The sequence below is a fragment of the Nocardia sp. X0981 genome (assembly GCF_977089955.1).
Window position 1 is genome coordinate 5,465,043 of sequence record NZ_OZ372435.1, and the last position, 26,981, is coordinate 5,492,023.

The window sequence follows — 26,981 nt, forward strand, 5'->3', positions numbered from 1 at the left end:
AGTGGCGGGCCCCGCTACTCCCCATCCGGTACGGCGAGCGGGATCCGCGCCCGCACCCGCCAGGCGCCGTCGGGGGTACGGCCCGCCTCCATCTTCCCGCCCAGTACCGCCATCCGTTCCCGCATTCCGGCCAGACCCAGGCCGCTGCCCCGGATCCGGTGCTCCGGCCGCACCGGAACACCCCCGGAGTCGGTGACCTCGACCTCGATGTCCTCGGCATGCCGGCGCACCCGTACCCACGCTTTCGGGTGGGCACCCGCGTGCCGCAGCGTATTGGTGAGCGCCTCCTGCACGATCCGGTGCACGCCCAGGCTCACCTCGGGCGCCACCTCGTCCAGTTCCCCGGCCAGCTCCAGGTCCACGGCCAGCCCCGCGTCCCGCATGAGCTGCGCCACCTTGGCCAGCCCGGCGGTTCCGTGCTGGGGGACCTGGTCGGGGGCGTGTTCGGTGCGCAGCAGGGCGACGGTGCGGCGTAGTTCGCGCAGCGCTTCGCGTCCGGTACCGGCGATGGTCACCAGCGCCCGCTCCGTGGTGTCGGGGTCGGTGCGCAGCGCGAAGCGGGCCCCGTCGGCCTGCACGATCATCACGCTCACCGCGTGCGCGACCACATCGTGCAGTTCCCGGGCGATCCGGGTGCGCTCGGCCGAAACCGCGTCGTGCGCGCGGCGTTCCCGGTCGGATTCGGCGATCGCCAGCCGGGCCGCCACCTCGGCGTCGTAGGCCCGGCGGGCGCCCGCGAATTCGGCCAGCGTCCAGCAGAACGCGAAGAAGACACCGACAGAGACGAGATCACCGATCCGGAAACCGCTCACCACCGCCATCCCATAGGCGGTATCGGCGATGAGCGCCACCGCGTACCACAGGCCCTCCCGGCGGCCGAGGTAGGCGACCAGTGTGTAGAGCATGATCCCGTGTCCGAGGAGAGCGCCGTGCACAGTCGGGTCGTGCACGATGGAACCGATGGCGCTGGCACAGAACGAGAGCACCATGAAGGTCGCCGCCATGGCCCGGGGGTAGACCCGCCGCAGGACGATCGGCACCGGGATCAGGACCGAGAACACCAGGAACGCCGCCGGGTTCGCGCTGTCGCGGGCCACCACGAGATCGATGATCAGCAACAGCAGCGCGAGCAGGGAATCGGCGACGATGGGATTTTCACGGAGCCACAGACTGAACCGGCGCACCCACCCAGCCTAGGAGGGAGCGGGTCGCGCCCCGGCGGCGAGCATACGACTGTGCCGACCGTCTGGTTTCCTGGGCGGGTGGATGTGACGGACTGGCTGCTACTGTTACCGGCCGCGGCGGCGGCCGGCTGGGTGGACGCCGTGGTGGGCGGTGGCGGATTGATCGTGCTGCCGACCCTGCTGCTGGTGGCCCCCGGTCTCGCCCCGCAAACGGCGCTGGGCACCAACAAACTGGCCGCGGTCGCCGGTACCGCCACCGCGGCGGCCACTTTCGCCCGCACGATCCCGCTGCGGTGGCGGCTGCTGATCCCGGCGGCCGTACTGGCCGCGGTCACCGCGGCGGCCGGCGCGGCGGCGGTGGCGCTCATCGACCGGGACCTGTTCATCCCGATCGTGCTGGTGGTGCTGGCCGGCGTGGCGATCTTCGTCACGGCCCGCCCCTCGATCGGTATCACCCTGGCCACCCATCCGCCCTCCCGGCGCAAGGTGGTGCTGGTGGTGGCCTCGGCCGCCGGACTGATCGGCGCCTATGACGGCCTACTCGGGCCGGGCACGGGAACATTTCTCATCATCACGTTCGCGACCCTGCTGGGTACCGAGTTCGTCCGGGCGGCCGCCATGGCGAAGGTGATCAACTGCGGCTCCAATATCGGCGCGCTGGTCTACTTCGGCCTGACCGGTCATGTGTTGTGGGCGCTGGGCGCGGCCATGGCGCTGGCCAATATCGCGGGGGCGGTACTGGGTTCGCGGATGGCGCTGGACCGCGGCGCGGAGTTCGTGCGGGCGGTGCTGCTGATGGTCGTGGTGGCGATGGTGCTGCGGCTGGGCTGGCAGCAGTTCGGCTGAGCGCGGCCCGCGCCGGCGACGGACATAGCGCCCACAGAAGGCGAGAGCCGACTAAGTTGTGCAGGGTGAGCATGGCGACGTCCACCGAATCGGGCGGGCAACCGTCCGGGCACGATATCGATCCGGAATTCGCGGACCTACCGCTGGCGGCGCTGGCCGAAGCGGCGCTGTCCGCGGCGCGCGCGGCCGGGGCCGAACACGCGGACCTACGGGTACACCGGCTGTGCACCCAGGCGCTGCGGTTACGTGACGGCCGGGTGGAAGCACTGACCGATACGGTCGAACTCGGTTTCGCGGTGCGCGTGATCGTGGACGGGACCTGGGGTTTCGCCTCACACGCCGCCCTGAACACGGCGACGGCGGCCGAGGTCGCCCGGTCGGCGGTGGCCGTGGCGACCACGCTGCGAGCGCTGAACCGGGAGCGCGTGGAACTGGCGGCCGAACCGCGGTACGAGAACGCCCGCTGGGTCTCGTCCTACGATATCGACCCCTTCACCGTTCCCGCGGCCGACAAAGTGGCACTACTGCAGGATTATTCGGGGCGGCTGGCCGCTGCCGACGGCGTCGACCACGTGACGGCCGCGCTACTCCAGGTCAAGGAGCAGACCTACTACGCCGATACCGCCGGTTCCTCGATCACCCAGCAGCGCGTGCGGTTGCACCCGCAGCTGGAGGCGATCACCGTGGACACCGCCTCGGGTGCCTTCGAGACCATGCGCACCCTGGCCGCTCCGGCCGGGCGCGGCTGGGAATACGTCACCGGGGCGGACGGGGTCTGGGACTGGGAGACCGAACTGGCGCGGATCCCGGAGTGGCTCGCCGAGAAGGTGCAGGCGCCGAGCGTCGTACCGGGCCCGACCGATCTGGTGATCGACCCCACCAATCTGTGGCTCACGATCCACGAATCCATCGGGCACGCCACCGAATACGACCGGGCGATCGGCTACGAATCGGCCTACGCCGGAACCTCGTTCGCGACCCCCGACCAGCTCGGCACCCTCCGTTACGGCACGCCGATCATGCACGTCACCGCCGATCGGGTGCAGCGGTACGGGCTCGCCACCGTCGGTTACGACGACGACGGCGTGGCCGGGCAGCGGTGGGATCTGGTGCGGGACGGCGTGCTGGTGGGCTATCAGCTCGACCGGGTGTTCGCGCCCCGGCTGGGGCTCGACCGGTCCAACGGCTGTTCGTACGCCGATTCCCCCCATCATGTGCCGATCCAGCGGATGGCCAATGTCTCGCTGCAACCGGACCCGGCCGCCGATACCACCACGGCCGAGCTCATCTCCCGGGTGGAGAACGGCATCTACATCGTCGGCGACAAGAGCTGGTCCATCGATATGCAGCGCTACAACTTCCAGTTCACCGGGCAACGGTTCTTCCGGATCCGCAACGGGCGGTTGGACGGCCAATTGCGCGATATCGCCTACCAGGCGACCACCACGGATTTCTGGGGGTCCATGGAGGCGGTGGGCGGCCCGTCGACATGGCAGTTGGGCGGGGCGTTCAACTGCGGTAAGGCTCAGCCCGGACAGGTCGCGGCGGTCAGTCACGGCTGCCCGTCGGTACTGGTCCGCGGAGTGAACGTACTCAACACCCGGACGGAGGCCCGGCGATGACGGCGACCGGTGCGGGTGTGCTGCCCGCCGCGGTGATGGTGGAGCGGGTGCTGGAATTGTCCCGCGCCGACGAGGCGATCGTGATCGTCACCGACGAATACGAGGCCGCGCTGCGCTGGGCCGGCAATTCCATGACCACCAACGGCGCCTCGGTGGCGCGGCGCTGGTCGGTGATCTCGGTGTACCGGGCGGGACCGCGCTCGGCACGGGTCGGCAGCGTGGCCTCGACCAGCGTGGACCCCACCGAGATCGCAGCCGTCGTGCGGGCGAGCGAAGCGGCCGCCGCGGCCGCCGAACCGGCCCGGGACGCCATGCCGCTACTGGACGCGGATACGGTCGCGCCGGACCCCGACTGGGAACAGGGGCCCGGAACCACCGGAATCGAGGTGTTCTCCGGTCTCGCCGCCGATCTGGCCTCCGGTTTCGACGGCGCCGACCGGCTCTACGGTTTCGCGCATCACCAGGTGCACACCACCTGGCTGGGCACCTCCACCGGGATCCGGCGGCGTTACACCCAGCCGACCGGTTCGGTGGAGATCAACGGAAAACGCGGGGACGGTGCCGAGCTGGCCAGCGCCTGGGTGGGCGCGAGCACCGGCGATTTCACCGATGTCGATATCCCCGGCCTGCTCGCGGAGCTGTCCCGGCGGCTGGACTGGTCGGCCCGCCGGGTCGAGCTGCCCGCGGGTCGCTACGAAACCCTGCTGCCACCGTCGGCGGTGGCCGATCTGCTGATCTACCTGTACTGGTCGATGGAGGGCCGGGGCGCGCAGGAGGGGCATACCGCCTTCTCCGCACCGGGCGGCACCCGGGTCGGGGAGAAGCTCACCGATATCCCGCTGACCCTGTTCTCGGACCCGGCGGCCCCCGGCCTGCAGTGCCTGCCGTTCGTGGCCACCCAGGCGTCGTCGGAAACGGTTTCGGTATTCGACAACGGGATGGCGGCCCAGCGGGTGGACTGGGTACGTGACGGTGCGGTCGCCGATCTGGTGTATCCGCGGGCCATCGCCGCCGACTACGGCGTCTCCCCCACCGTCGCGGTACAGAACCTCCTGCTCACCGGCGGTTCGGCGGCTTCGCTGGACGAGATGATCGCGCGCACCGAGCGCGGTCTGCTGCTCACCACGCTCTGGTACATCCGCGAGGTCGATCCGGCCACACTGCTGCTCACCGGCCTCACCCGCGACGGTGTGTACCTGGTGGAGGACGGCCAGGTCACGGCGGCGGTGAACAATTTCCGTTTCAACGAGAGCCCGCTGGATCTGCTCCGCCGCGTCACCGAGGCCGGGGCGACCGAGCAGACGCTGCCCCGGGAATGGAAGGACTGGTTCACCCGTACGGCCATGCCGCCGTTGCGGATCCCCGATTTCCATATGTCCTCGGTGAGCCGGGCCACCTGAGCGGGCGTCGGCCGGGCGGTCCGGCAGGGGCTCAGGCCGCGGTGAGGACCCGCGGACCGTCCGCGGTGACGGCCACCGTGTGTTCGGAATGCGCGGTGCGCGAACCGTCCGCGGAGCGGATCGTCCAGCCGTCCGGGTCGGTGACGATACGGCGGGTCGTTCGGGCGAACCACGGTTCGAGGGCCATGGTCAGCCCCGGACGCAGGCGGAATCCTCTGCCCGGTGTGCCGTCGTTGGGTATGTGCAGGTCCTCGTGCATGGTGCGGCCGATACCGTGACCGCCGAATTCGGTGTTCACGGGGTAGCCGTACGCACGGGCGACGGCGGCGATGGCCGCGGAGACATCACCGATCCGGTTCCCGGGCACCGCGGCTTCGATCGCGGCGGCGAGCGCTTCCTCGGTGGCCCGCACGAGCCGCTGGTCCTCGGCCCGGGGTGTCCCTACTATCACCGTGACCGCCGCGTCGGCGGCCCAGCCGTCTACGCGGACCGCGAGATCCATGCTGAGCACATCGCCGTCGCGCAGGGTGTAGTCGAACGGCAGCCCGTGCAGGACGGCGTCGTTCACCGAGAGACAGACCGTGTTCCGGAAGGGCCCGCGACCGAAGGAGGGTGCGTAGTCCCAGTAGCACGACTGGGCGCCGCGCTGCCGGATCCGCTCTCGCACGATCCTCTCCAGCTCCAGCAGGTTCACCCCGACCGCGGCGGTATCCCGTAGTTCGGCCAGGATCTCGGCCACGAACGCTCCGGCGACGCGCATCTTCTCGATCTCGCCGGGCGTTTTCAACTCCACCATCACAACCTCCATGAGACTCGGTATTTCTATACCATTCTTGCGGTACTTTAATACCACTCTTAAAATGTCGCTATGGTCCGCCTCCCACTCACCCCCTCCCAGATCGACGCCGGCCGCCGACTCGGAGCCCGATTGCGAACCGCCCGTGAAGGACGCGACCTCGCCGAGGTGGCCCGCGCGGCCGGTATCTCCCCCGAAACGCTGCGCAAGATCGAAACCGGCCGGCTCCCCTCCCCTGGTTTCGGCACCGTCGTCTCGCTGAGCCGCGTTCTCGAGCTCCCTCTCGAGGAACTCGCCGAGATCTGGACGGCGGGCGATTTCGCCGAATCCGCTTGACGGCGCATCCGGTCGCCACCCCTGCCGCTGCCCAGCGGTGCGGCTCATCTCGGCGAACCGGTCCGGCCGGCGCAGGGCCGCATCACGTGGCGATACCGCACGATGCCCAGCGGTGCGCGATGAACTCCCCGATTCCGCCGGGCATCCCCTCGCGACACCGGGGCCGCAACACCACCGCGATCACCGGGCCCACCGGCACGAACAGCCGGAAGCCGTAGCTCGCGGATCGCCGCGCGGCTACTCGCCCGCGCCGGCAGGGCGGTAATCCTGGAATTCCCACCGGGCGAGCCGGCCGATTTCCGCCGCCAGTTCTTCCCAGGTGGGGCGTTCCAGCTCCTGGAGGTACTCACAGACGAACCGGGCGATCGCCGCGGCGTCGATACGGTCGAGAACCAGGCCGCGTTCATCCGGGCGGAAACCGAGCGCCTCGGTATCCACCCCGTCTCCACGCGGTGTACGGACAACGAGGTCGAAGGACTCCGCCCCCGGTTCGCCCGCCGGGCCGATCATCAACTGTACGAGCAGGGCATCGACCGAGAGCGGGCCGGCGAGATCGGCATCCGGGCTGTGCATTCCTTTGAGTTCCGCTTTCATCACTGCTCCGCGATCTCCAGATGCGCATTGCTTTCCCAGTGACGGCTCGTCCGGGACCGCGCCTCGAAGTTGGCCTCCACTCCTCTTCCGGACGGCTTCTGCTGAGGTGGACGGTACTGACGCAATCCATCCTTGCTGACCCACCGGTAGGTATCGGCGTACGGCCGCCTGTGCGCGTCGAAACCCACCCACACCAGGCCGGCGGCATCGGCTTCGGCGCGGCGGGCCCGGCCGATACCGAAGTTACCCCGGCCGGCACCGGCGTTACGCACGATATCGACCACTTTCCGGCCGAGGGGTACCAGCGGCTCCTTCCCTTCGGCCGGGCGTGGCGCCGGGGGACCCACGTCGGCCCGAGGGCTCCGGATTTCCGTGCCGTGGTGAGCGGAACCGGCCGCGTTCCGGAGACCTTCGGCCGCCGCCGCGTCCTCCGCCGCCAGCCGACGGGGAGCCACTTTCGCCCCGGCGTCGATCACCTCTCCCGCTGCGGCGCGGGTTGTTCGAATGTAGGTCTCGATATAGGTGGACAAGCGGCCGGCGAACGCGGCGTATTCGTTCGCTATGCGTGCCACCGGCACCCCTCCGAGAAGACCTACCAAAAAACACTGGTCAGTCTACTTTTAGCTTTCGAGGCCGTTGACCCTGGTCGCACATCGGGTCCGTGATCGTCATCGTTTCCGGTTGCCCACGCCGGGGCCTGTGGTCCGTATCGGTCACGCCGACACCACCACCCCACTACCGCCGCCGATCCGGTCGGCTGCTCGCCGGAGCCGGGAGGAGATACCGGCATCGGCGCCGGAAGAACTTCGCCGTTCATCGGGTCAGGATTTCGCGGCTCGCTCGACAAGAGCGGCGCGCTGCTGCCAGGCCGCCTCCGAGGGGTCGGTCAGCGCGTAGGAGGTCGGCCACAGCCCGCTGTCGTCATCGAGCGCCGCCTGCACGCCGAAACCGAATGTCGAGTACCGCTCCTTGTCCATCTGCCCACTTCGGAAGAAGCACACCACTTTCCCGTTGCGTGCGTAGGCGGGCTGTCCGTAGTACAGCTTCGGAGCCAGTTCCGGCGCGACCGTGGTCACGATCGCATGTACACGTTCGGCCATCACCCGGTCCGCGGCAGGCATTTCCACGATCTTCGCCAGTACATCCGCCTCGTCAGCGGCAGCTCTCTCGGCGCCGCGGGCGCGCCGTGCGGCGTTCTTCACCTCGGTGACGCGCTGCTTCATCGCGGCGCGCTCCTGTGCCGAGAATCCCGACTCCGACAACGCTTCGTTGCTGTCCCCCCGACTTCTCTGTTCGCGCCACAGTTACTCCTCTGCTCGGCCCCTGTACCTGATACTCCGCCACGTTAAGAGGTCTGGTGCGGCCTCCGCTTCTCGATTCGTGATCGGTTACGGCACGAGGTCCCGCATCACGGGGATCGGCTACCGCCGGTCGTGCACTGTCGGTGACATGGGCGGCCATTGCCAGCAGTACCGCCCGCGTGGCGTGGTGACCGCGATGGCTACGACACAGGTAAGGGCGGGCCCCATCCTCACTACTTGTGAAACACCGCCCAGCCGGGTGGGGATTTCCGTGCGGCGGCGACCAAGGGCACGATGGCCAGGGCCAGGAGAACATTCAGAGCCGGGACGGTGAATTCGATCCACCACGCCGGCGGGGGAAGGCCGGCGCAGGAGACGCTCCGGAATCGTTTCGTCGATGTGTACTTCGAAGCCGAAAGCCGACTCGATGTCGGCCGCCGGCAGGTCGGCGCCTTGACGCGCTGTCTCCTGGTCCATGGCTCTATCCTGCCGAATAGGGGACGGTGCAACGGTCGATACTGGGCGTGTGCGGCACCGGAGGCCTGCACACTCGTGCCCATCACGATCGCCGAGGCCACCGCGAAGAGCAGCGTTCGACCGAATCGGCCCATCGGCCTCGACGTGATGGACCGGACCTGCGTGGTGGTTGGCGCTGCCGGACCGGATTCGGTGGGGTCGACTATGATCGCTCTTGCAGCGCGGATCGTGAACTGGATCACGGAAGGGGCCGCGCCCGAGGCAGGAAGACACACTTCCCGTTGATGACGGGCCGGCCGGTGGATTCCGCGACGGCTGGACGGCCAGGGGCGTGCTTATGTCGACGGGTGAGAAGTTGCGCGCTCCGGGCCGCGAGGCATGATCCGTGGGCACGCCGGCGCCGATGCCAGCCGCCCGATCACTACAAGGCCGAACCCGCACGCCGCCAGGACACCGCAATCGCACCGAGCAGGGCTGTGAGAAGGATCAGCGCCAGGAAGACCTGTCCGTGCAGGCCGAGAATGAAAAGGGTCTGATCGGCGAACTCGGGATCGTAGGTGGCGGTATCGGGGAACAGCAGCGCGCCGATCATCCCGAGCCACGGAGTGGCGACAACTGCTGCGGCGTACAGCGTCCGGCCGCGGGGGTCCCGGCCCGGTCGCAGGGCGAGTGTCATGCCGATGATGCCGAGGAGCACTGTCATGACCATGTATTGAGCGTCGTGGAACTTCGCATGGGGTGGCCAGTTCGGGTTGAAGGCGTGCTGTGCGGCCAGGTCGGGGATGACCAGGTCGGCCAGTACGGCGCTGACCATCGTGATCACCGCGACAGCGGCGATCACGATTCGAGGAAAGGGCATCGAGCCGGACCTTTCGTCTTGGGTGGATTGAAGGTTGGGGTAGGCCAGAGCGTCCAGGTGTAGGCGGGCGTGATCGAACGACCGCAGAATGCGCTGGGCAGGAACGGGAGCGCGGTGTCGCGTAGCACGGTCGCCGATGGTGAGGTCCAGTGCACGGGTGCGCCGACCCGGCGCGGCGTCACCGAGAATCGCGACTTTCCCGCGGACGTAGGTGCGCAGGTTCGGCAGCTCAACGACGTCGCGCATTCGAGCGGATCTGGACTGCCGCCACCACACCGCCGCCACGACCAGTGCAGCCGCCAGAAGCACCCACCACCAACGATCCACGCCCCTCCTAGAGGTTATAAAATTATTTAGAGGCATTAATAAATCATAGAGGCTCTCGGATGTCAACGAGTGCAATGAACCGGCAGAAGGGTGACGATGTCGACACAGATCGGCGGAAGGCGCGGGTCACGAAGCGCTGGTCGGCGCAGTGACTGCGAATTTCTTCGACGAGCCGGCTGCGGCGATGGAACAAGTCCGCGACGCTCATGCCCACGCGCCGGTCGGCGAACGCATACTGGCGGTCTGCCGCGCCATGCGCACTTGGGCGATCACCCGCCCGGCCGAGTTCGGCTGGATCTTCGCCGCCCCGATCACCCCGCTCAACAGGCGACCGGATTCCGAACGCCACCGGGCCGGGTAGCGGTTCGAACGGGTGCTGCTGGATCTGGCGATCGAGCTCCGACACGCACAGCCGCATATGAAACCACCTGCGACACAACCTCACTCGCAGTTCTGTCTGAGGTGCCCGGCTCCCTCCGGGCAGTGCCCCCTGGTACGGCGGTTACGGGAATGTGAGGGAAAATTGGTCGTGGCTCACCAGCGGAAGAAGTACTCACCCGAGTACAAGGACGAGGCCGTGAAAATGGTCCTGGAAAGTGACGGCCGTTCGATCGCGGCGGTCGCACGGGATCTGGGAATCAATTCCGGGACGCTCACCAATTGGGTGGCAGCCTACCGGAAGAAGCATCCGGACGAGGAAGAACCACTGGCGATTTCGGAGCGGGCGCGACTGCGTGAGCTGGAGCGGGAGAACCGCGAACTCCGGATGAAGGCCGAGTTCCTGGAAAAAGCGGCGGCCTTCTTCGCGAGCCGGCAGCAGTGAAATACGCATTCATCGCAGAACTGGACGCAGAGAAGGCCTACTCTGTTGCCTTCATGTGCAGGAACCTGGGTGTGTCCAGACCGGGCTGTTACGAATGGTGTACCCGACCGGCGTATGAGAACGAGAAGCGGCGTGAAGAGCTGAAACTGATGATCACCGCGATCTTCGACGACTCCCACGGCACCTACGGGCACCGGCGAGTCCACGCGGTGCTGCTCGCCTCGGGCCACCCGGTCGACGACGACACCGTCCGTAAGCTGATGCGGGAGCCGGATCTGGTGCCGTGCCAGCCGAAACCATGGCGGCCGGTCACGACCGACGCCGATATCGACCACCGGATCCCCGATCTCGTGGCACGTGACTTCACCGCCACGGCACCGGGTGAGAAGTTCGTCTCCGATATCACCTATATCCGGACGAAACAGGGGTGGCTGTATTCGGCGACCGTGATCGACTGCTACACGAAAAGGGTGGCCCGCTGGTCGATGGCCGACCACTACCGCACCCCGTTGATCGCCGACGCGCTCGATATGGCCGCGACTCGGATCGATATCCGGCCGCGGGCGATATTCCACAGCGATCGCGGCTCGAACTACACCAGCTATGATTTCGGGAAGAAACTGCGACAGATGAACATGCGGCAATCCGTCGGCCGTACCGGAGTATGCTGGGACAACAGCATGGCCGAATCGTTCTTCGGTACCCTGAAGAACGAATGGTTACATCGCACGGCATTCGAAACACGGGATCAAGCTCGGCGCGCGATTGTGGAATACATCGAAACCTTCTACAATCGCACACGTCTTCACTCGGGACTCGGCTACAAGGCGCCACTGCAGGTGCACGCCGATTACCTGAATCAGCAGACGGCAGCATGAAATAGCCTTTCAGGCCGCTGTCCGGAATCCACCGGGCCCCTCAACCACTCTCAGGAGAATTCGACCACGTACCCACCGGTAGGAAGCCTCTATTCACCGACATTCCAGCGTCACCTGCCCACCAACGGTTCGGTACAGCCCCTCGGGTGGGATAGCCCCGCTAGGACCAAGCCGTCTCGACTTCTCGCCCTCTGGGCCACCCCCTGAGAACTAGGGCTCACAGCAACCTTCAGGACAAGTCGACGGAGCGACCGCCGTTCGCGCAGGTCGCCGCGGCGGAAGGGTCAAAGACCAGGCCCGACAGCGTGGATGCCGCTATCACCGCAGTCGAGCCGGTAGACCGCAGGCATCGGCATCGCGCGATGGAAATCCCAGTTGATACCGGAGCAGCCGAGCCCGAGTAGCGCCCGAGATATGAATGTGCCGTGGCTACCGACGAGAACCGGCTGACCAGCAGAGTCAGTCAGGTCGATCAGGGCGCCGACCGCGCGCTCGGTGAGTTCATTCAGGCTCTCGGCGCCGGGGCGTGCCCGCTGTGGGCGAGCCCAGCTTTCCTCGTAGTGGCGCTCGTAGTCGGGAGCCGGTGCGATTCCCGAATCCCACTCCCGTAGCCGCTCGTCGATACAGATCGGCAAACCGAGCAGTCGGGCAGCCGATTCGAGTGTTTGCACAGCACGCAGGTAGGGGGTGGACACGATCGCGCTGGGCCTGATGTCAGCGAGTTGATCGGTGAGCCGATCGCCTGGGCCTTACCCGGCTCGGTTAACGGACGCTGGTAGTCACCGGGCCCGGCTGGTGTGGGTGGGACGGACTGGGCGTGGGCACCAGGACGATCGAGAACCTCACGCGCACAGTGTTCCAGCACTCGGCAACCACTCTCATCATGGCCTCTTCAGCCATATGGTGAATACCGTGGAGTGGGTTGTGCAGACAGGTGCTGGAGTCCGGGTCGAGTGGGGCCAGGCCAGCGCCCGAGCGTTGGGTCCGCACAGCGCGGTGCTGGTGGTAGTCGATGTGTTGTCGTTCACCACTGCGGTATCGGTAGCCGTCGACGCCGGGACCGGGGTGCTTCCCTGCCCGTGGCGGGACGGTGGCGCGGAGGAATTCGCGGCACGACATGATGCTGCTTTGGCGGTTGGGCGCCGCGCGATATCACCGGATCGACCCTGGTCGCTGTCGCCCGCCACACTGAGGGGCGCACCGGCGCCGCGCCGGTTGTGTTGCCGTCACCGAATGGCTCGGCGATCGCGGCGGCTGTCTCGGGCGTGCCGGTGGTCGCTGCGTGCCTGCGCAACCCCAGCGCTGTTGCCGCGTGGCTGACCCAACAGGGGTGAGGCACCGCCGACCGGCCGGTTGCGATCATTCCCGCCGGGGAACAGTGGCCCGGCCAGGACGCTGTGCGGCCGGCCATCGAAGACTGGGTCGGCGCTGGGATGGTCGTTGCCGCTCTGGTCGAGGCAGGCGCGGCGCCGCTGTCTGCGGAAGCGTTGGCGGCCAAGGCGCTGTACGACGGGATCATCGACGTGCCGGGTCTTGTATTCGAATGCGCGTCAGGCCGTCAGCTGGCCGACATGGGGTTCGGCAACGATGTCGCGGTTGCCACAGAAATGGACACCACCACTACGGTTCTGGTGCTCACCAATGGCATGTTCGTCGATGGCGCCGCCTCTCCTCGCTTCGTCCACCGTGCCGAACAGAGACAGACCTGATCTCTTCTCTCCGACTCCCGCCGCACGGTGTTGATCGCCGAGTACCTGCGGCACTGCCCATCAGGCGGCTGATCCACGCAGGCTATCGCGGGGTAGAGCCAACTGACACTTTCCTGTCGCGCCCGGCTGACATTTTGCTGTCGTCTCTCAATCGGCTCCTCTGCCGCTGTCAGGCCGCGGGGGTTGGACCTGCGTGTAGGGTTGACCGTATTCGGTGGCAACACGCGCGCTGACCAGCAGAGGTTGCGCCGTCCCCGAGTTCATCCGATCCGGCCTTTTCCCGGATCGTGGCAGGAGCGTCCCATGACGCCACGACAGACGAATGCGCCTTTGGCCCCATTCGGCAGCACCTCCACTCGTACGCCACGGTTGCGTCTGCGTCCGGACTCGGTGGCGAGCGGCTATATCGATGTGGCCTGGTGGCCACGATCGAGCAATCTCGCGACCGAGCTACGCGAGCTGATTCCCGCACTCCGGGCGCTGACCGGGAAGATAGGGCGCATCGTCTACCACCCGCGCGCCTGGTCATCGACCGATCGGCATCGGATCACCGACGGCACCATCCGGCTGGAGCCGTACCCGTTCGAACTGTTCGGCACCATGTACCTGTGCGGCACCCACGGCACGGTGATCGTGTTGCAAGCCCTCCCCTAGGGCACCGACAACGCCCTGGCGGCGTCCATGCTCGCGGCGACAGGGGAACCGGCCCGATCCGATCTGATGCCGAGGTGAGGGTCATGAGAAACGAACCACGATCGCGCCCCATCACCAACCACGCCGCGATGGGCGCCGCGCCGCCGTCTGCCGGTAACCGGGGTCCCGGTAGTAATCGCGCGGAAAACAACGAAGTTGGCTGGACCAGCAGTGACGACGGGTGCTGATGCTCCAGGTTCAATCGAAACGTCTCGTACAGGTCGCATCCCATGCGCGTCCACGGCCCACGGTGTCCGCAGACCTTTCCAAGACAACCGCGGAGGCAACAAGTTTCCGCAGGTCGAGCCTGTACATGTGCCCTGTACGGAGCAACGTCACTCGCTCGGGGCTGGCGATGCATCTGCGGGAGGTGCTCCCGACCAGGCCGACCCCCATATCCGTTGTTTTTTCCGCGATTACTACCGGAACCCCCTGTCGCCGGGCCGGTTCGGGCGCCCCGGGGTGCCGCGGTGGGTGGATCCGGTGCTCGTCGGCGATATCGAGTACCGCGAGTACACCGGTGAGGGGCTGCGGCATCCCAGCTGGCGGGGCCTGCGCACCGACAAGGACCCCGCCGAGGTCGCCGAGGATCGGCCCACCGTGAAGCTGGTCGCGCACTGCCGCCGGTGCCATGGCTGGTTGCTGTCGCCACGGTCTGTGGCCGAGGGGATCGGCCCGACGTGCGCGGCGCGGGAACGTGCCGAGGAGCGCGACCAGGCTTCGGCGGCTCGACAGGAGCTGGTTTTGTTCGATATCGCGGCGTGAAGCCGGGCCGGCCGGGCAAACCGGCGCTACATGCCCAGTACGCCGCCGCGGCTGGGCCCGCGTGACATGCCTACCACGAGATTCAGAGACGTTTCGTCATATCCAACTTGCCCGGCAACACCATCACGAGGTCTGTCTTCAGATCGATCTTGCGCTTGGCGGCCCGCACCACCCGACTCCGCGCGGCCAGATCATGTAGCGCCTGACGCCGAGCCGCCGGAATGGCCGCGAGCACCAGGCTGACCGCAAACGACAGCATCCCGAGTATGGCCAGCATATTGAGGATGCCTGACTCCGGGAATCCCCCGGACAGCGACAAAAACACGAACGGCAGAAAGATGATCAGTATCCGAGTCACGGCAGGTCGCACACCGATACGGGGCGCGACCGTCTCCACTGCCGGCACGACCCGTAACCCGAGCAGCCCTTTGCCAAGGGTCTGCCCTTCCCGTCGAACCAGCAGAAACACCTCCAGCCCGACATAGGCGATGAAGTAGCACATCGCCGCCCCCAGCCCGTACACGAGGTCCTCATCCGCCCCCTCGGTCACCAGTCCGATCGGAATCCAGAGAATCGATACCGGTATGGCGACAACGAACGTCAGAACAAGACAGAACGCCAGATCCAGAATTCTGGCAGCGAGCCGCCGAAAGAAGGGCGCAGCTTCGTAGGACATCGGACCTCGCCTGTGTTCGAGCACCCGGGACGAACAAATTCCCAGCAGCGCAGCTTTTCAATATACGCAGAGATCGGCCCATCCACACCGGCCGTTACCGCTTCACTTCCATCGCTACTACGTTGTCCCCGAATGTATTTTGCAACACGGCCTGACCGCCCCCGTCGCTGATCAACTCCGCAAGGCCCGTCGCCTGAGTGGATCGGTCGCCCGGGCCGGATCCACCGGCCGCTGCGGGTGCGCGACACCCTGTTCTGACCGGTCCCGGCGTTACCCCAGGGCCCGGTTCGTGTGCTCGTGGTCGAGCCATTCGGTGGTCCTCATGTCCGGGATCAGGTCCGCGCAGGATCGTCCGTCCTGGGTCCAGTCGTGGTCCCAGGCCCGTGAGTGGTGCGGTCCGGCGATGTAGCCGAAGGAGTAGGGGCGCCCTCGACTCCGATCCACAGCTTGTCGGCGGTGATGCCCGCCCACTGGCGTCCGGTGTGCCGGCTGATCACCCGCCGTGCCCGGCCGGTCCAGACGTGCAGGGCGTATTTCGGGCTCGCTGTGGGTGACGCCGGGATTCCATGCCGGCTCCTGGGTCGACTGTGCGGGCGGGGCGTCTGGTCGGCCGGTGACCGCGGCGCCGAAGGGGCCGCGCGTCAGTGGGGGCGATGCGGTTCGGCGTCGCGTTGGTCGGTGACATGCGTACTCCAGGTCCACGCTTCCCGCCGGGCGGTGTACGTCGGGGACCTCGCGGTTCCGAATGGCGAGCCCGGCATATGCAGAGGTTAGGACTTACTGCGTGCGAAGAGAATCGCTTGCTGAGCTTTCGCATCCGGGTCGAGCAGCATCTGGGCCTCGACCACGAATCCGGCATCGTGCAGCCAGGATGCCACCTGGTTCGGCTGACGGTGGTGGACATGGACCTTCATCGGGTGACCGCCGTAGCCCTCCGTCTTCAACAGCGATTCGTCGCCGACGTGGAACAGCAGTTGCAACGGTCCGCCGGGACGCAATGCTCGGTGGAAGCGCCCGAATACGGTCGGCACCTCGTCGTCGGGGATGTGGATCAACGACTGCCAGGCGAGCAGGCCGGCCACCGAAGCGACGGGCAGGTTCAGTTCCGTCATCGAGCCCACCTCGAACCGCAGGCCGGGGTGGTCGCGCCGGGCCACGTCGATCATCGCCGGGGAGAGGTCGATACCGAAGGCGTCGACACCGAGCTCATGCAGGTGGGCGGTGACTTCACCGGGGCCGCAGCCGACGTCCGCGACCGGTCCGCCGCCAGCGGTCCGCACGCTGTCGGCGAACAACGCCAGAGCCGCGCGAAGGTACTGGTGTCCGGCGAGGGCGCCGCGCACTTGGTCGGCATAGCTGACCGCGACCGTGTCATACGAGGTTCGGGTGTCGGCCAACCAGTCATCCGTGGTCATGACCGGCACGATATTCCATCCTCCTGCCCGCGGGGACCCGGCTCTCGCGGCGCACCAGCGCGCTGTTGAAACGGCTGCCCTCGGTGCGGGCTCAGGTGTCGAAGAACATCGAGCTGACCGAGAACGACAGTAGGGAAGAACCCGTGACCGGTGTCGGTCGCGACAGCATATGGGGTGTACTGCGCGGCCCGGCCGGTGAATTCGATGCCGCCAACGCCCTGGCCGCACGGCTGGTGCTGCGCCTCCCGCTCGATCGGCCCGGTCGCGCGCTGGCTCACTTGCGCACCCCGACGCTGCTGTGTGTCTGCGACAACGACGCGGCCGCGCCCGCGAAAACCACCAAGCGTTACGCGCAGGGCCTGGCACACGTGCACGTCCAGAACTACCCGTGCGACCACTTCGACATCTACGTGGGCGAGCACTTCGAACGCGCCGTGCGTGACCAACTCTATTTTCTGGCGACACAATTCGACTGCACCGCCCCCACCACGCAGTAGGGCGCCCCGAGCTCGTGGACGTACGGGAGACCAGGCACACTCAGCCGGCGGCTGCGGCAAGACTGCGAGCGCTGTTGAGCAACGTCTCGATCACCGCGCGCCGCTGAGTCTGATCCCCCGGATGCGTCAGCAAGCCCTCGACAACGAAAACGCCGATCGTGACCAGCGAATCAACTTCATCGGCGGGCACACCGAGCTCGATCAGCTCTGCCCGGAACAATCCCTCGGCCAGTGCGTGGAACTGCTCGTGCCATTCACGGATGGACGCGGACTCCTCGGCGCGCGTGTGCACCGTGCTGACCAATCGCCCCAGTTGCTCCAATTCCTCGACCAGCCACAACAACCGATCGGCCAGCCCCGAACCCAGCACTTCGCTGTAGGCGGCCATCGAGTCGGCCAGGACCGCATCCAGGACCGCGATCAATACCGCGTCCTTGTCCTGGAAGTACCAGTACAGCGTGTTCGATACCACTCCGGCGTCGCGGGCGATCCGCGTCATCGACGCCGCGTGGTATCCCTCCTCGACGAACAACCGCCGGGCAGCCACCACGATCTCCGCGCGCTTCTCTTCCCGATCCTGCGGACGTCTGTTGCGAGGCATCTCCAGTCCTGACCTAGTACCGGCCCCGATGCTATCTTGACCGGCCCCCAAGAACGGCCCCGGCAGGCGAACGGTCGGGCAGGCGGTCCGATCATCCGGGTAGCAGATTTTGCGCGAGACCCGATCGCCGCATCAGGCGCCGGCCACGGTGAACAACTCCCACGCCCGCGTCGGCGCACCGGCCGGGCCTGGCTGCGTCTGTCTGTTCATTAAAGGCGCATTCCTGGACGGATTCGCACCGGAACATCGCTGACCAGCGATTATAGTTCGCAGAATTGTTCAACAATGCATCCTTTTACGAACGATGCGCAAGGTGGCCCTGTGGCCGGCTACCAGGAATGGTCAGTTGGGTCGGATGGTCGCCTCCTCCCACGCCTCGATCACCGCGGCGGGGATACGCCCGCGGTCTGGTAGGTCGTAGCCAGCGGCTCGAGCCCACACGCGAACGACACCGGATGCGGCGGCGCGTGCTGCGTTCGGTTCGGGATCGGTAAGTGACCCCATCGGCTTCCGCTCGGAATGAGCAGAGAAGCCGACCCCGCCATCGAGAAGATCGTCGGGGAACAGGGGCACGTCGATCCGGCCGCTGAAGACCGCGGCGAGGAACGCGACCAAACCGCCGTCGAAGGTGTACCAGTCCGGGCCGCGAGCTTCGTTGACGGCTATTCGCCAGGAGTCGGGATCGTCCGCGGGTTCGGTGACCCAGAAGACATACTCGCCGTTGTCGGTCACTCCACAGGCCAACAGGTCATCCGGGTCGTGCGCCACCGGAAATGCACCACCCTCGCGATCCTCTCGCAGTTGTCGGCACAAATTGGCCGGCATCGGGCCGAGGAGATCGACCCACTCGGTTGGGCCGTGCGGGTGATAGATCGACAAGTACTCGCAGAAATTGCCGGGGCCGTACATCGTGGCGAGCTGTTTGTAGTCGGCGGGCAACGTGACACCGAGGTCGCTTTCGACCGGCTCCCAGTCCACCGAGACCGAAGCCGACGGCGGCGGACACATCTGCATGAGGTCTGCGAGTTCGTGCATAACGGTGCGACCTTACGGCAGGGCGCCGACGCCCTCACCGCACTCCGCACAGCCTTCACCTAACTGCCGCCACCGAATCCTCGGCCCTTCGCGCGGCACCGGGGCCGCCGCCATCGCCCGGAAAACTCCTGTGCATTTATGGGTTGTTTATGACCATTCACTCGCCAGGAAACATCGCTGAAACGAGGAGTCCGGCCTGGTCGAGCGGCGGGGTGACACGTCCGACAAGCGGGTCACGCTGGTGTGCCTGACCGAGGCCGGCGCCTCCTATGTCCGGATGCGTCGTCGCCGGCAGCGCGCTCACCGTACTGCCGCTGCCGTTCGCGTGGCTGCTGGCCGGCAGAGCGGCCCAGGGCGTCGGGCTCGGGCTGACCGCGCTGATGATGGGCGTGGCCCGGGACCACCTTCCCGAAGAGCGCAGCGCGGCCGTGATCGCACAGATCTCGGTGGTCTCGATCATCGGGGCCGGCGTCGGCGGGTGCTCGCCAGCGTCGGCAACCGGGTCGACGCACACGAAGCCGGAATCGCCGAGCGCGTCGTCCTGATCGAGTTCGACAGCTTCGAACAGGCGGTCGCCGCACGCGCGAGCGCGACCACCCGGCTTCAGAGTCGGTATGTCGTGATCGGTGTTCAGTTGATGTCGCAGCCCACCGGGTGGTGGGTGTGGGTGCAGGCCGATGCACAGCCACCAGGACCCGCTCGGCCGCAGCCAGCAATTCCCCGTCGTCTCCCGCGCCGGCCGCCCTGCAAACCCGGAGCTGCGGCAAAACCAGCCCACCGCAGCCTATCTCGGACCTCGCCCGGCCAAGGAAGATTCGGCTCAGGCATGCGGCCTTGCGGAACAGGGTGTTCGGCCTCCTCGTGCCGAATGCAGGACACCCCTGCTGCGACCGGTGGCGTCAGATACCGAACGCCGGGGGTAGGCGACGGTGCCGCCGGCAACAGACCGGGTGTCGTCCGGGGCCAGGGCCATCATGGCCCCACCGGTTCAGCGGTTCGGTCCGTGGCTCACCTCGGCGAACCGGTCCAGCTCGCGCAGCGTCGCATCGTGGGGCAGCACCGGAGCAATACCCAGCAACGTACGGTGAATCCCCAATTCCGCCAGTCTTTCCAGATCGCCGCGCCGGGGCCGGAAGAGGGTCGCGATCACCGGTACCGGTGCTCGGCCGTGACGATCGGCCAATGCCTGGAGTTCACGGACCCCCTTCGCCAGCTCGTCGAGTGGAATACCCACCGGGGCCAGCCACCCGTCGGCGTGGTCGAGGATGCGTTCATGGGTGGACGGCCCCCAGCCGCCGAGCCAGATCGGCGGACGCGGGCGCTGGCGGGGCTTCGGCCAGGAGTACAGCGGGTCGAAATCGACGAATTCGCCATGGAATTCGGCTTGCCGCTGGGTCCAGATAGCCGTCATCGCAAGCAGCCGTTCCCGTTGTAGCGCGACACGGGTCCGGGGGTCGGTACCGTGATTGCGCATCTCCTCACGGAGCCAGCCGACGCCGACGCCCAGCTCGAACCGGCCCCCGGAGGCCAGATCCAGACTGGCCACCTCCTTGGCCAGGGTGATGGGATCGCGTTGGACGACCAATGTCACCGCCGTGCCGATCCGTAACCGCTGTGTCGCCGCCGCCGCGAACGACAAGGTGATGAACGGGTCGAAATTCCGGTAGTAATCGTGCGGTATCTCGTCGCCACCGGGGTACGGCGTGGTGACGGTGACCGGTATGTGCGTGTGTTCGGCAACGAACAACGATTCGAAGCCGCGGTCTTCCACCGCTCGGGCGAGGTCGGCGGGGCCGATACTTTCATCGGTGACACCGGTGAAGATTCCGATCTGCATGCGGTTACGGTAAACATTGACACTGGCGTCAAGGTCAAGAGCGAAGTCGGGGTGAGTGGAATGCGGATCGGCGAGTTGGCGCAGCGCACCGGCAGCAGCACCAGGGCGCTGCGCTATTACGAGCGGCAGGGCCTGCTGACAGCGGACCGGAGCGGCAACGGCTACCGCAGCTTCGACGATTCCACCGTGGACACCGTGTTCCGTATCCGCGCGCTCCTGGCGGCGGGACTGTCCACCGATATCATCCGCCGGGTATTACCGTGCACCCGTGACGCTCGGCCACGGGTGGAACCGTGCGCCGAGGTCGTAGCGATTCTGCGGTCGGAGCTCGCCCGGATGGACGCGCTCGCCTCGGATCTGGCCCGTTCCCGCCACCTGCTCGCCTCGATTCTGCTCGACTCCGGCTCGCCCGCACCCGCTCCCCATCCCGCCCCTTGACCTGAACCGCTGTTCAGCTTTACCGTGGCGCGACGAGACGCCCGGCTCCCTCACCCGGGGCCGGGCACCTGTCAGGAGCGATCAACCGCGATCGAAACCGCCGCCCTTGGCGACCGCCAGGAACGCATCCCATTCACCGGGGTGGAAGAGGAGGGCCGGACCGGCCGGATTCTTGCTGTCCCGTACCGCGACCGACCCCGCCCGCAGATGGGCGGCCTCGACACAGTCCTGGCCCCCAGCGCTGTGCGAACTCTTGAACCATTGCGCTTCGGAAAGGTCGATCATGATCTGAACTCCTTCATCGCTCGCAGCATCAGATCCCTGGATGCCACCTGAGACAACGCTACACGCCGAATCAGAACCGCTTCACGGGAAAAGCGATTGACCTCGACGTCGCGCTCCATATAGAGCCCTCCGGTCAAGGTCTCCAGGTAGGCCACCGGAGGGGATTGGAGCTTGGAGGCCGGCAGCGGCGGAAAACTGAACAGAACGAAACTGTTTCCGACCAGCCCCACCGGGTTGGTTTCGTCGAAGGGCACGATGCGCACCTCGACGCCGGGTATCTCGGACTGCTCCACAAGATGCTGTATCTGATCCGCGATAACCGCCGCACTTCCCACTCGATGTCGGATAACCGCTTCGGAAAGCAGGGCTTCGAATCGAAACCCCTCCCGTCCCAAGGAGTTCTGCCGCTCAGCGACCAGGTCGAGTTGTCGCTCGACCTCCTCGGGAGCCCCGTTCGGCAACAGTGCCCAGGTGAGGGCTCGTCGATATTCCCGGGTCTGGAGCAATCCCGGCACCACCGTCGTCTGCCAGGAGGTCACCCAGTTCGCTGCCTCCTCCAGCGCCAGGTAGTGATCGAACCCCTGCGCGATCGCGTCCGCGTAGGCCCGCCACCACCCCGCCCCCGAGGCCGAGGTGGCCCGGATCTCCTGGGAGAGGTCCAGCAGCAGCCGGCGTTCGGCGTCGGTGGCGTGATAGGCGTTCGCCAGGGCGTTGAGAGCCAGATCGGTGACCTTGGTGATCCGGCCGTCCTCGAGCCGGCCGTAGGACTGCGGGCTGATCTCGGCGACTCGTGCCGCGGCGGATTGGCTGATCGCGTTGCGTTCCCGCAGTTTCCGCAGCTGACGGCCCAGCGCCCGGCGCGGCAGCGTCGACCCGATGGTCATAATCGTTCCCTTTGCTAATCGGTTGCGTGGAATATGGAATGCCCCGCCGTGAAAGTGCGGGGAGAAACATGGGAAAAATCCACGCTGCCGCTGGAATCACCGACGCGGCAACGCTCTACTCGAAGCGCGCCCGGTGCAGGCCCCTCCCCCCATTGCCCGTGGGGGAACACCGACTCGACGTCAGGAGTGCCGAAAGCCGGTGGTCCGTATCGGTTACGTCTACACCGCCGCCGGACCCTGCACCGGGTGCACACCAACACTATGCCAGCAGTACCGGCGAATGCACGTGATCGCCTATCCGGAACAGGAGTCGATGAAAATGCCGCCACCCGAAAGTCTTCGTCATCGCGCCGCGATCCCCTCGCCGCCGCGCCCACGTTCCGTATCGAACAGTCGCTCGTCGCCGATGGGCCCCCATCGATCCGGTGCGCACTGAACGAGATACCGGAACATCCGCTGCTGGTGACGATCACACCCACCGCGGCCCGTACCCGGCGCCCGGGAGGGCGATGGTCTCCGGTACGGCGATATCACGGGCCGGGAAATGGCTCGGTCCGTGGCACAGGTGAAGCGGAGCACCGTATCGGAATACCGGAAAGCCCCCGGAGAGGAACGACTTCTCATCCGGGGGCATCCACCGGGCGATACCGACGGCACAGTCGGCGGCGGTGATCCACGGTGTTACCACGCGGGCGTCCGCACGGCGTGCGGACGCCCGGCCCTCAGTGGCCGGACCGTTTCGTCGTGGTGGATTTTCCGGGCTTCTTGGTTTTGCTCTTACCGTCGCTGTCCGGCTCCCATTCGTAACCGGGAGTGTTCTTCTCGCAATAGGAGTTGTCCACCTTCGTATCGGTGGCGTCGAATTCGCACCAGCGGTCTTTGTTGCCGCACGCGGCCGTACCGAGCCCGGCGGCGAGGACGATGACCGCGGTGCAGGTGATGGTGCGCAGGCGGGTGCGGGCGTACATGTTCTCTCCTGAGTGGTGGTCGATGGATCGAGGGGCGGGCGAAGGCGGATCAGGTGGACAGGCGCAGGCGCGCCAGCACGGCACGATGATCGGTGCCGGGGATGCTCACGGTACTAGCATGATCCGCGCCACCCCCGGCGACCAGTATGTGATCGATTCCGATCAGCGGGCCCCACGATTCATCGGCCGGGTAGGTGAGCAGCGGGCCCGCGCCCGCCTGCGCCGCGGCGGCGGCGAAATCACCGCTCACCAATCGGCGGAAGGCGGCATGGTCACCGGTCGCGTTGAAATCCGCGCCGACCAGTGCGGGGCCGGAGGAGGACCGCAGGATGCCGTCCACGGTGGCCATCTCCTTCGCCCAGACCGCGTGGTCGGCGGTCGGCGGGAGGGGATGGAACGCGTAGACCCGGACGGGGCCGAGCGCAGGGTGGGTGAGCGTAGCGGCGATATTGTGCAGGACGAAACCGTCGTAATCCACCGTCTCGGTGAGCGGGAAGCGGCTGTAGATACCGGTACCGCCGCCGCCATAGGCGGGTTCGGCGTAGCGGAAGGGCAGCAGCGCGTCGAGACCCGAGGCCCGCAATCGGGCCACGGCGCCCGGAGTCAGCTCGTTCAGGGTGAGCACATCGACCCGCTCCTCCCGGACCGCCGCGACCACCGCGTCGGTATCGGCCTCACCGAACAACAAATTGGATTGCAGCACCGTCAGCTCGGCACCCGCGGCGGCACGGCTGTCCGGTACGAACAGCGGCACCTGGGTCCACAGCACCCCGGTCAGCACGACGGCCGCGGCCACCGCGCTGCGCCAACCGCGCGCGAGCAGGAACAGCAGCAGTGCGGCCAGCGCTCCCGCCATCAGATACGTCGCGCCCGAGGCGAGCAGTATGAGCTCGCGGCGCTGCCATCCACCCAGATAGAGGGCGATACCGGTGATCCCGGTGAGCAATGCGCACCAACCCACGCCGAGTAATACCCGGCGCACTCCTCGCTCCGTCATACCGTGAATCTATCGACCGCGCTCGAGAAAACCTTATGGAAGCCTTACGGAACGACCTCCCGGAGCGGCTCGGGCGCAGGTATCGGTGCCGCTCTCCTCAGAGTGCGCCGCCGGCGTCGATCAACTGGGTGGTACCGGTGATGTAGCGGGCCTCGTCGGAAACCAGATGCAACACCGTGGCGGTGATGTCCTCCGGCTCGAGAGCGACGACCGGCAGCCGGTTGAGGGTGCGGGCCGCCTCCTCGAAATCGGATCGGCCGGGAGCTTCCAGGTCGGGACGGAAAAGGCGATAGGTCGCGTCGTTGAGAATCATGGGGGTGGCCACGGTGGTGGGATGCACGGTGTTGACCCGGATATCTTGCGGGGCCAGCTCTTTGGCGAGCACTTTCATCAGCATCACCAAACCCGCCTTGGCCGCCGCGTAGTGCGCGGTGTTCTCGTTGGCGTACACCGCCGCCAGCGAGCTGGTGATCACGACGGAACCTCCCCGGCCGCCCTCGATGATGTGGGGTACCGCGGCCTTGAGCGTTTTCCACACACCGGTGAGGTTGATATCGATCATGTCCTGCCAGACGTCCTCGCTCATCTCCAGCGTCGGCGCGGGGCTGGAGATACCGGCGTTGGCGAGGACGATATCGAGTCGCCCGAAGGCCTCGATTCCGGCGGTGACCGCGGCGGAGAGGGCGGAATAGTCCCGGACGTCGGCGTCTCGCGCGACGATACGCCCACCCGCGGCCTCCACCAGGCGGACCGTCTCCGCGAGGTCCTCGGCGCCGGCCAGCGGGTACGGAACGCTGGCGACCGTCGCGGTGGTATCGACGGCGATGATATGCGCTCCCTCGCGGGCGAACCGGACGGCATGGCTACGTCCCTGCCCCCGTCCGGCGCCGGTGATGAATGCGACTTTGCCGTCCAGTGTGCCCATAATTGCTCCGTATCCGGTCGCTGATTCCGATACCCACCCGAAGATATGGCACCGATTGCCGAAACCCGAGCTCTACCAGGCGCTGTCACCACCGGCAACATGACGGAGCACCCACCCGTGGCAATGGCTAGCGCGGGATATAACGGAACATGACCGCCGCCCCGGCCGTCGAGACCACCCCCAGCCCGGCCACCGCCACACCGAGCGCCACCACGGTCGCCGCGGCCCCCGCGCGCAACGGGCCCGGAAACATCCCGAAATCACGAGTGAGCCGCCACGCCGCCAGGAATTCCGCACGTGTCGCCGCCGGTGCCACATCGGCACCGCTTCGGCCAGGTAACTCTGCCGGGCCAGCCCCCACACCGCGTTCGACACCCCGGTCAGCAGGGCACCGACCGCGAGCACCACCGGGATCCAGGCGACCAGTGACAGCAGCCCACCCCCGGTGCCGATCAGGATCCGGCGATGATCGAGCGGCGCTCCCCGAAACGGGCCATCTCCCGGCCGGCCGGGAGATCGCCCAGCACGGCTCCCAGCCCGACCAATGCCACGATCAGGCCCGCCGTACCTACCGAGGCCCCGAGATCGCGCGCGGTCAGCGCGATCACCGGGGAGCCGGCCCCCTGGCCGATACCGAAAACGGCGGAGGGGAGGAAAACCGTGGGCAGCAGCGGACGCAGCGGTGTCCGGACGGAGGTCATGTGTTCGGTTCGATCGTCGCGGCGCGCTTACCCGGCCACCTGCCCGTCGGGCCCCGCGTTCTCCGGATAGGTGCCGTTGGCGTACGGGTTGAACTCGTTGGTGTAGATATCCTGCGGCGACAGCGCGCCCGCCTCGAGTTCACCATTGCGGACCAGCCAGTCGATCCACAGCGCGATCTCCCGTTCGCGCACCGCTCCGCCGGAACCGGCCACGCCCGTGCTCTTCCAGTAGGCGGCCTTGTCCGGGCTCTCGTTGCGGCCGCGCCGGACGATGATGTCGGTGAATTTCGCGATCACCTGCTCCCGTGGCGTGATCTGCGCCCAGCGGATCGCTCGCGCGGTGCCCTGGACCAGATCGGCCACCGCCTCCCTGTTCCGGGCCAGGAAATCGTCGCGGACGATATAGGTTCCGTAGCTGAAGGCGCCGAAAAGATCACCGTCGGTGAACAGCGGCCGGACCCCGCCGCGGGCCACCGCCTCGTCCCGCCAGATATCGAAGAGCGCGACAGCGTCGATATCGCCCTGCCGCAGCGCCTGTTCGGCGTTCACCGGGGGCACCACGGTCAGCTCCACCCGAGCGATCTCCGCATTGGAGAGCCCCTGCTGGGCCAGCCACTCCCGCACCACGAACTCGTGGTGCGCGCCGAGGGTGTTCACCCCGAACTTCTTGCCGATCAGATCACGAGCGCCGCGGATCGGACTGTCCTCCGGAACGTAGTATCCGGTGAAATTCTCCGCGTCCGAGCCGTAGTAGCTGATCACGGAGGTCACCGGGGCACCCGCGGCGGCGAGTTTCACCACCGCGCCGTTGAACGCGCCGCCGATATCGGTGGCACCGGTGGCCGCGGATTGGATGTCCTGCGGACCGCTGGTGGTGTTACCGACCCATTCGAGTGCGATCTTCTCGAAATATCCCAGATCGGCGGCGAGTTCGGGGTAGGTCACCTGACTCGCCCACCCCTGATACCGGATGATCGTCCGGCCGTCGGGCGTGGTCCGGGTCGGCGCCGCACCACCGCAGGCCGAGACGAGAGAGACGACCGCGAGCAGGAGGACGAGCAGGGCCGCCGGACGTGAACGCATGGGGGCGATCATGGCGATCCCGGCAGCTA

General features: G+C 67.0%; 28 protein-coding genes and 4 pseudogenes. 13 read left to right on the top strand and 19 right to left on the bottom strand.

Annotation, left to right across the window (positions count from 1 at the left end; genetic code table 11):
• Window positions 1-14: 14 nt before the first annotated feature.
• Complete coding sequence (locus ACYR7D_RS24060; RefSeq protein ID WP_459546799.1) at window positions 15-1,184, bottom strand: sensor histidine kinase; 1,170 nt, start codon at window positions 1,182-1,184, stop codon at window positions 15-17.
• A 78-nt stretch (window positions 1,185-1,262) separates the two neighbouring features.
• Here ACYR7D_RS24060 and ACYR7D_RS24065 point away from each other — a divergent pair, with 78 nt between their 5' ends.
• The 3 genes from ACYR7D_RS24065 to ACYR7D_RS24075 all read left to right on the top strand — a co-directional run bounded on the left by ACYR7D_RS24065 (window position 1,263) and on the right by ACYR7D_RS24075 (window position 5,052).
• Complete coding sequence (locus ACYR7D_RS24065) at window positions 1,263-2,030, top strand: TSUP family transporter (protein ID WP_459550264.1); 768 nt, start codon at window positions 1,263-1,265, stop codon at window positions 2,028-2,030.
• Window positions 2,031-2,101: 71 nt separating this feature from the next.
• The gene (locus ACYR7D_RS24070) at window positions 2,102-3,652 is read left to right on the top strand and encodes a TldD/PmbA family protein (RefSeq protein ID WP_459550265.1); all 1,551 of its coding nucleotides are present in this window, start codon (window positions 2,102-2,104) and stop codon (window positions 3,650-3,652) included.
• A gap of 17 nt (window positions 3,653-3,669) precedes the next feature.
• Window positions 3,670-5,052 (top strand): metallopeptidase TldD-related protein, encoded by a 1,383-nt coding sequence (locus tag ACYR7D_RS24075; RefSeq protein ID WP_459550266.1) that lies wholly within the window; start codon window positions 3,670-3,672, stop codon window positions 5,050-5,052.
• A 31-nt stretch (window positions 5,053-5,083) separates the two neighbouring features.
• Here ACYR7D_RS24075 and map read toward each other — a convergent pair whose 3' ends face one another.
• Window positions 5,084-5,848, bottom strand: a complete 765-nt coding sequence (gene map / locus ACYR7D_RS24080; RefSeq protein ID WP_459546800.1) for a type I methionyl aminopeptidase — start codon at window positions 5,846-5,848, stop codon at window positions 5,084-5,086.
• 72 nt (window positions 5,849-5,920) lie between these two features.
• Between map and ACYR7D_RS24085 the strand changes: the two genes are divergently transcribed.
• The gene (locus tag ACYR7D_RS24085; RefSeq protein ID WP_459546801.1) at window positions 5,921-6,184 is read left to right on the top strand and encodes a helix-turn-helix domain-containing protein; all 264 of its coding nucleotides are present in this window, start codon (window positions 5,921-5,923) and stop codon (window positions 6,182-6,184) included.
• 237 nt (window positions 6,185-6,421) lie between these two features.
• Here ACYR7D_RS24085 and ACYR7D_RS24090 read toward each other — a convergent pair whose 3' ends face one another.
• From ACYR7D_RS24090 to ACYR7D_RS24105, 4 genes are all read right to left on the bottom strand, one after another.
• On the bottom strand, window positions 6,422-6,778 hold the full coding sequence (locus tag ACYR7D_RS24090; RefSeq protein WP_459546802.1) for an Imm8 family immunity protein: 357 nt from the start codon (window positions 6,776-6,778) through the stop codon (window positions 6,422-6,424).
• Window positions 6,778-7,350, bottom strand: a complete 573-nt coding sequence (locus tag ACYR7D_RS24095; RefSeq protein ID WP_459546803.1) for a hypothetical protein — start codon at window positions 7,348-7,350, stop codon at window positions 6,778-6,780. The genes ACYR7D_RS24090 and ACYR7D_RS24095 overlap by 1 nt, the downstream gene beginning before the upstream one ends.
• Before the next feature lie 249 nt (window positions 7,351-7,599).
• Entirely contained in the window at window positions 7,600-8,001 is a 402-nt protein-coding gene (locus ACYR7D_RS24100) for a DUF1801 domain-containing protein (protein WP_459546804.1), read from the bottom strand.
• A 976-nt stretch (window positions 8,002-8,977) separates the two neighbouring features.
• A complete protein-coding gene (locus ACYR7D_RS24105; RefSeq protein ID WP_459546805.1) occupies window positions 8,978-9,661 on the bottom strand; it encodes a DUF6640 family protein in 684 nt (227 codons plus the stop codon).
• Between the two features lie 229 nt (window positions 9,662-9,890).
• On the opposite strand from ACYR7D_RS24105, the gene ACYR7D_RS24110 reads away from it, so the two are divergent.
• Window positions 9,891-10,103, top strand: a complete 213-nt coding sequence (locus ACYR7D_RS24110) for a hypothetical protein (protein WP_459546806.1) — start codon at window positions 9,891-9,893, stop codon at window positions 10,101-10,103.
• A gap of 168 nt (window positions 10,104-10,271) precedes the next feature.
• Window positions 10,272-11,443 (top strand): IS3 family transposase gene (locus ACYR7D_RS24115; protein ID WP_459546807.1). Its coding sequence is split into 2 segments (ribosomal slippage): window positions 10,272-10,527 and window positions 10,527-11,443, totalling 1,173 coding nucleotides; the frame shifts between segments, so codons are not numbered across the junction.
• Window positions 11,444-11,727: 284 nt separating this feature from the next.
• Here the strand turns inward: ACYR7D_RS24115 and ACYR7D_RS24120 are convergent.
• A pseudogene (locus ACYR7D_RS24120) lies at window positions 11,728-12,168 on the bottom strand (histidine phosphatase family protein); the annotation flags it as partial.
• A gap of 672 nt (window positions 12,169-12,840) precedes the next feature.
• On the opposite strand from ACYR7D_RS24120, the gene ACYR7D_RS24125 reads away from it, so the two are divergent.
• From ACYR7D_RS24125 to ACYR7D_RS24140, 4 genes and pseudogenes are all read left to right on the top strand, one after another.
• Entirely contained in the window at window positions 12,841-13,152 is a 312-nt protein-coding gene (locus ACYR7D_RS24125; protein ID WP_459546808.1) for a 2-phosphosulfolactate phosphatase, read from the top strand.
• A gap of 303 nt (window positions 13,153-13,455) precedes the next feature.
• A complete protein-coding gene (locus ACYR7D_RS24130; protein WP_459546809.1) occupies window positions 13,456-13,806 on the top strand; it encodes a DUF5994 family protein in 351 nt (116 codons plus the stop codon).
• Between the two features lie 507 nt (window positions 13,807-14,313).
• Window positions 14,314-14,427, top strand: a pseudogene (locus ACYR7D_RS24135) (ATP dependent DNA ligase); the annotation flags it as partial.
• Between the two features lie 24 nt (window positions 14,428-14,451).
• Window positions 14,452-14,610 (top strand): annotated as a pseudogene (locus tag ACYR7D_RS24140) (DUF6011 domain-containing protein); the annotation flags it as partial.
• Window positions 14,611-14,692: 82 nt separating this feature from the next.
• Here the strand turns inward: ACYR7D_RS24140 and ACYR7D_RS24145 are convergent.
• The gene (locus ACYR7D_RS24145; protein WP_459546810.1) at window positions 14,693-15,286 is read right to left on the bottom strand and encodes an RDD family protein; all 594 of its coding nucleotides are present in this window, start codon (window positions 15,284-15,286) and stop codon (window positions 14,693-14,695) included.
• 770 nt (window positions 15,287-16,056) lie between these two features.
• Window positions 16,057-16,701: a class I SAM-dependent methyltransferase gene (locus ACYR7D_RS24150; protein WP_104359737.1), complete on the bottom strand. Its 645-nt coding sequence runs from the start codon at window positions 16,699-16,701 to the stop codon at window positions 16,057-16,059.
• Window positions 16,702-16,766: 65 nt separating this feature from the next.
• Between ACYR7D_RS24150 and ACYR7D_RS24155 the strand changes: the two genes are divergently transcribed.
• Entirely contained in the window at window positions 16,767-17,198 is a 432-nt protein-coding gene (locus ACYR7D_RS24155) for an alpha/beta fold hydrolase (protein ID WP_459546811.1), read from the top strand.
• A 40-nt stretch (window positions 17,199-17,238) separates the two neighbouring features.
• Here the strand turns inward: ACYR7D_RS24155 and ACYR7D_RS24160 are convergent, their stop codons facing one another.
• Both ACYR7D_RS24160 and ACYR7D_RS24165 read right to left on the bottom strand, forming a co-directional pair.
• Window positions 17,239-17,799: a TetR/AcrR family transcriptional regulator gene (locus tag ACYR7D_RS24160; RefSeq protein WP_459545080.1), complete on the bottom strand. Its 561-nt coding sequence runs from the start codon at window positions 17,797-17,799 to the stop codon at window positions 17,239-17,241.
• A 342-nt stretch (window positions 17,800-18,141) separates the two neighbouring features.
• A complete protein-coding gene (locus ACYR7D_RS24165; RefSeq protein WP_459546812.1) occupies window positions 18,142-18,777 on the bottom strand; it encodes an Lsr2 family DNA-binding protein in 636 nt (211 codons plus the stop codon).
• Window positions 18,778-19,103: 326 nt separating this feature from the next.
• Here ACYR7D_RS24165 and ACYR7D_RS24170 point away from each other — a divergent pair, with 326 nt between their 5' ends.
• Complete coding sequence (locus tag ACYR7D_RS24170) at window positions 19,104-19,379, top strand: hypothetical protein (RefSeq protein ID WP_459546813.1); 276 nt, start codon at window positions 19,104-19,106, stop codon at window positions 19,377-19,379.
• A gap of 443 nt (window positions 19,380-19,822) precedes the next feature.
• Here ACYR7D_RS24170 and ACYR7D_RS24175 read toward each other — a convergent pair whose 3' ends face one another.
• Window positions 19,823-20,671, bottom strand: coding sequence for an LLM class F420-dependent oxidoreductase (locus ACYR7D_RS24175; RefSeq protein ID WP_459546814.1), 849 nt, complete (start codon window positions 20,669-20,671; stop codon window positions 19,823-19,825).
• 60 nt (window positions 20,672-20,731) lie between these two features.
• Here ACYR7D_RS24175 and ACYR7D_RS24180 point away from each other — a divergent pair, with 60 nt between their 5' ends.
• Window positions 20,732-21,109 carry a MerR family transcriptional regulator gene (locus ACYR7D_RS24180; RefSeq protein WP_459546815.1) on the top strand — a complete coding sequence of 126 codons (378 nt, stop codon included), beginning with the start codon at window positions 20,732-20,734 and terminating at the stop codon, window positions 21,107-21,109.
• A gap of 81 nt (window positions 21,110-21,190) precedes the next feature.
• Here the strand turns inward: ACYR7D_RS24180 and ACYR7D_RS24185 are convergent, their stop codons facing one another.
• The 7 genes and pseudogenes from ACYR7D_RS24185 to ACYR7D_RS24215 form a co-directional block, all read right to left on the bottom strand.
• Window positions 21,191-21,394 (bottom strand): DUF397 domain-containing protein, encoded by a 204-nt coding sequence (locus ACYR7D_RS24185; protein WP_459546816.1) that lies wholly within the window; start codon window positions 21,392-21,394, stop codon window positions 21,191-21,193.
• Window positions 21,391-22,278, bottom strand: coding sequence for a helix-turn-helix domain-containing protein (locus ACYR7D_RS24190; RefSeq protein ID WP_459546817.1), 888 nt, complete (start codon window positions 22,276-22,278; stop codon window positions 21,391-21,393). Before ACYR7D_RS24190 ends, ACYR7D_RS24185 begins: the two co-directional genes overlap by 4 nt.
• A 722-nt stretch (window positions 22,279-23,000) precedes the next feature.
• Complete coding sequence (locus ACYR7D_RS24195; RefSeq protein WP_459546818.1) at window positions 23,001-23,246, bottom strand: hypothetical protein; 246 nt, start codon at window positions 23,244-23,246, stop codon at window positions 23,001-23,003.
• 49 nt (window positions 23,247-23,295) lie between these two features.
• Window positions 23,296-24,243 (bottom strand): endonuclease/exonuclease/phosphatase family protein, encoded by a 948-nt coding sequence (locus tag ACYR7D_RS24200; protein ID WP_459546819.1) that lies wholly within the window; start codon window positions 24,241-24,243, stop codon window positions 23,296-23,298.
• 97 nt (window positions 24,244-24,340) lie between these two features.
• Window positions 24,341-25,168, bottom strand: coding sequence for a mycofactocin-coupled SDR family oxidoreductase (locus ACYR7D_RS24205; RefSeq protein WP_459546820.1), 828 nt, complete (start codon window positions 25,166-25,168; stop codon window positions 24,341-24,343).
• Between the two features lie 172 nt (window positions 25,169-25,340).
• Window positions 25,341-25,869, bottom strand: a pseudogene (locus tag ACYR7D_RS24210) (MFS transporter); the annotation flags it as partial.
• Window positions 25,870-25,896: 27 nt separating this feature from the next.
• Window positions 25,897-26,964, bottom strand: a complete 1,068-nt coding sequence (locus ACYR7D_RS24215; RefSeq protein WP_459546821.1) for an ABC transporter substrate-binding protein — start codon at window positions 26,962-26,964, stop codon at window positions 25,897-25,899.
• Window positions 26,965-26,981: the final 17 nt, after the last annotated feature.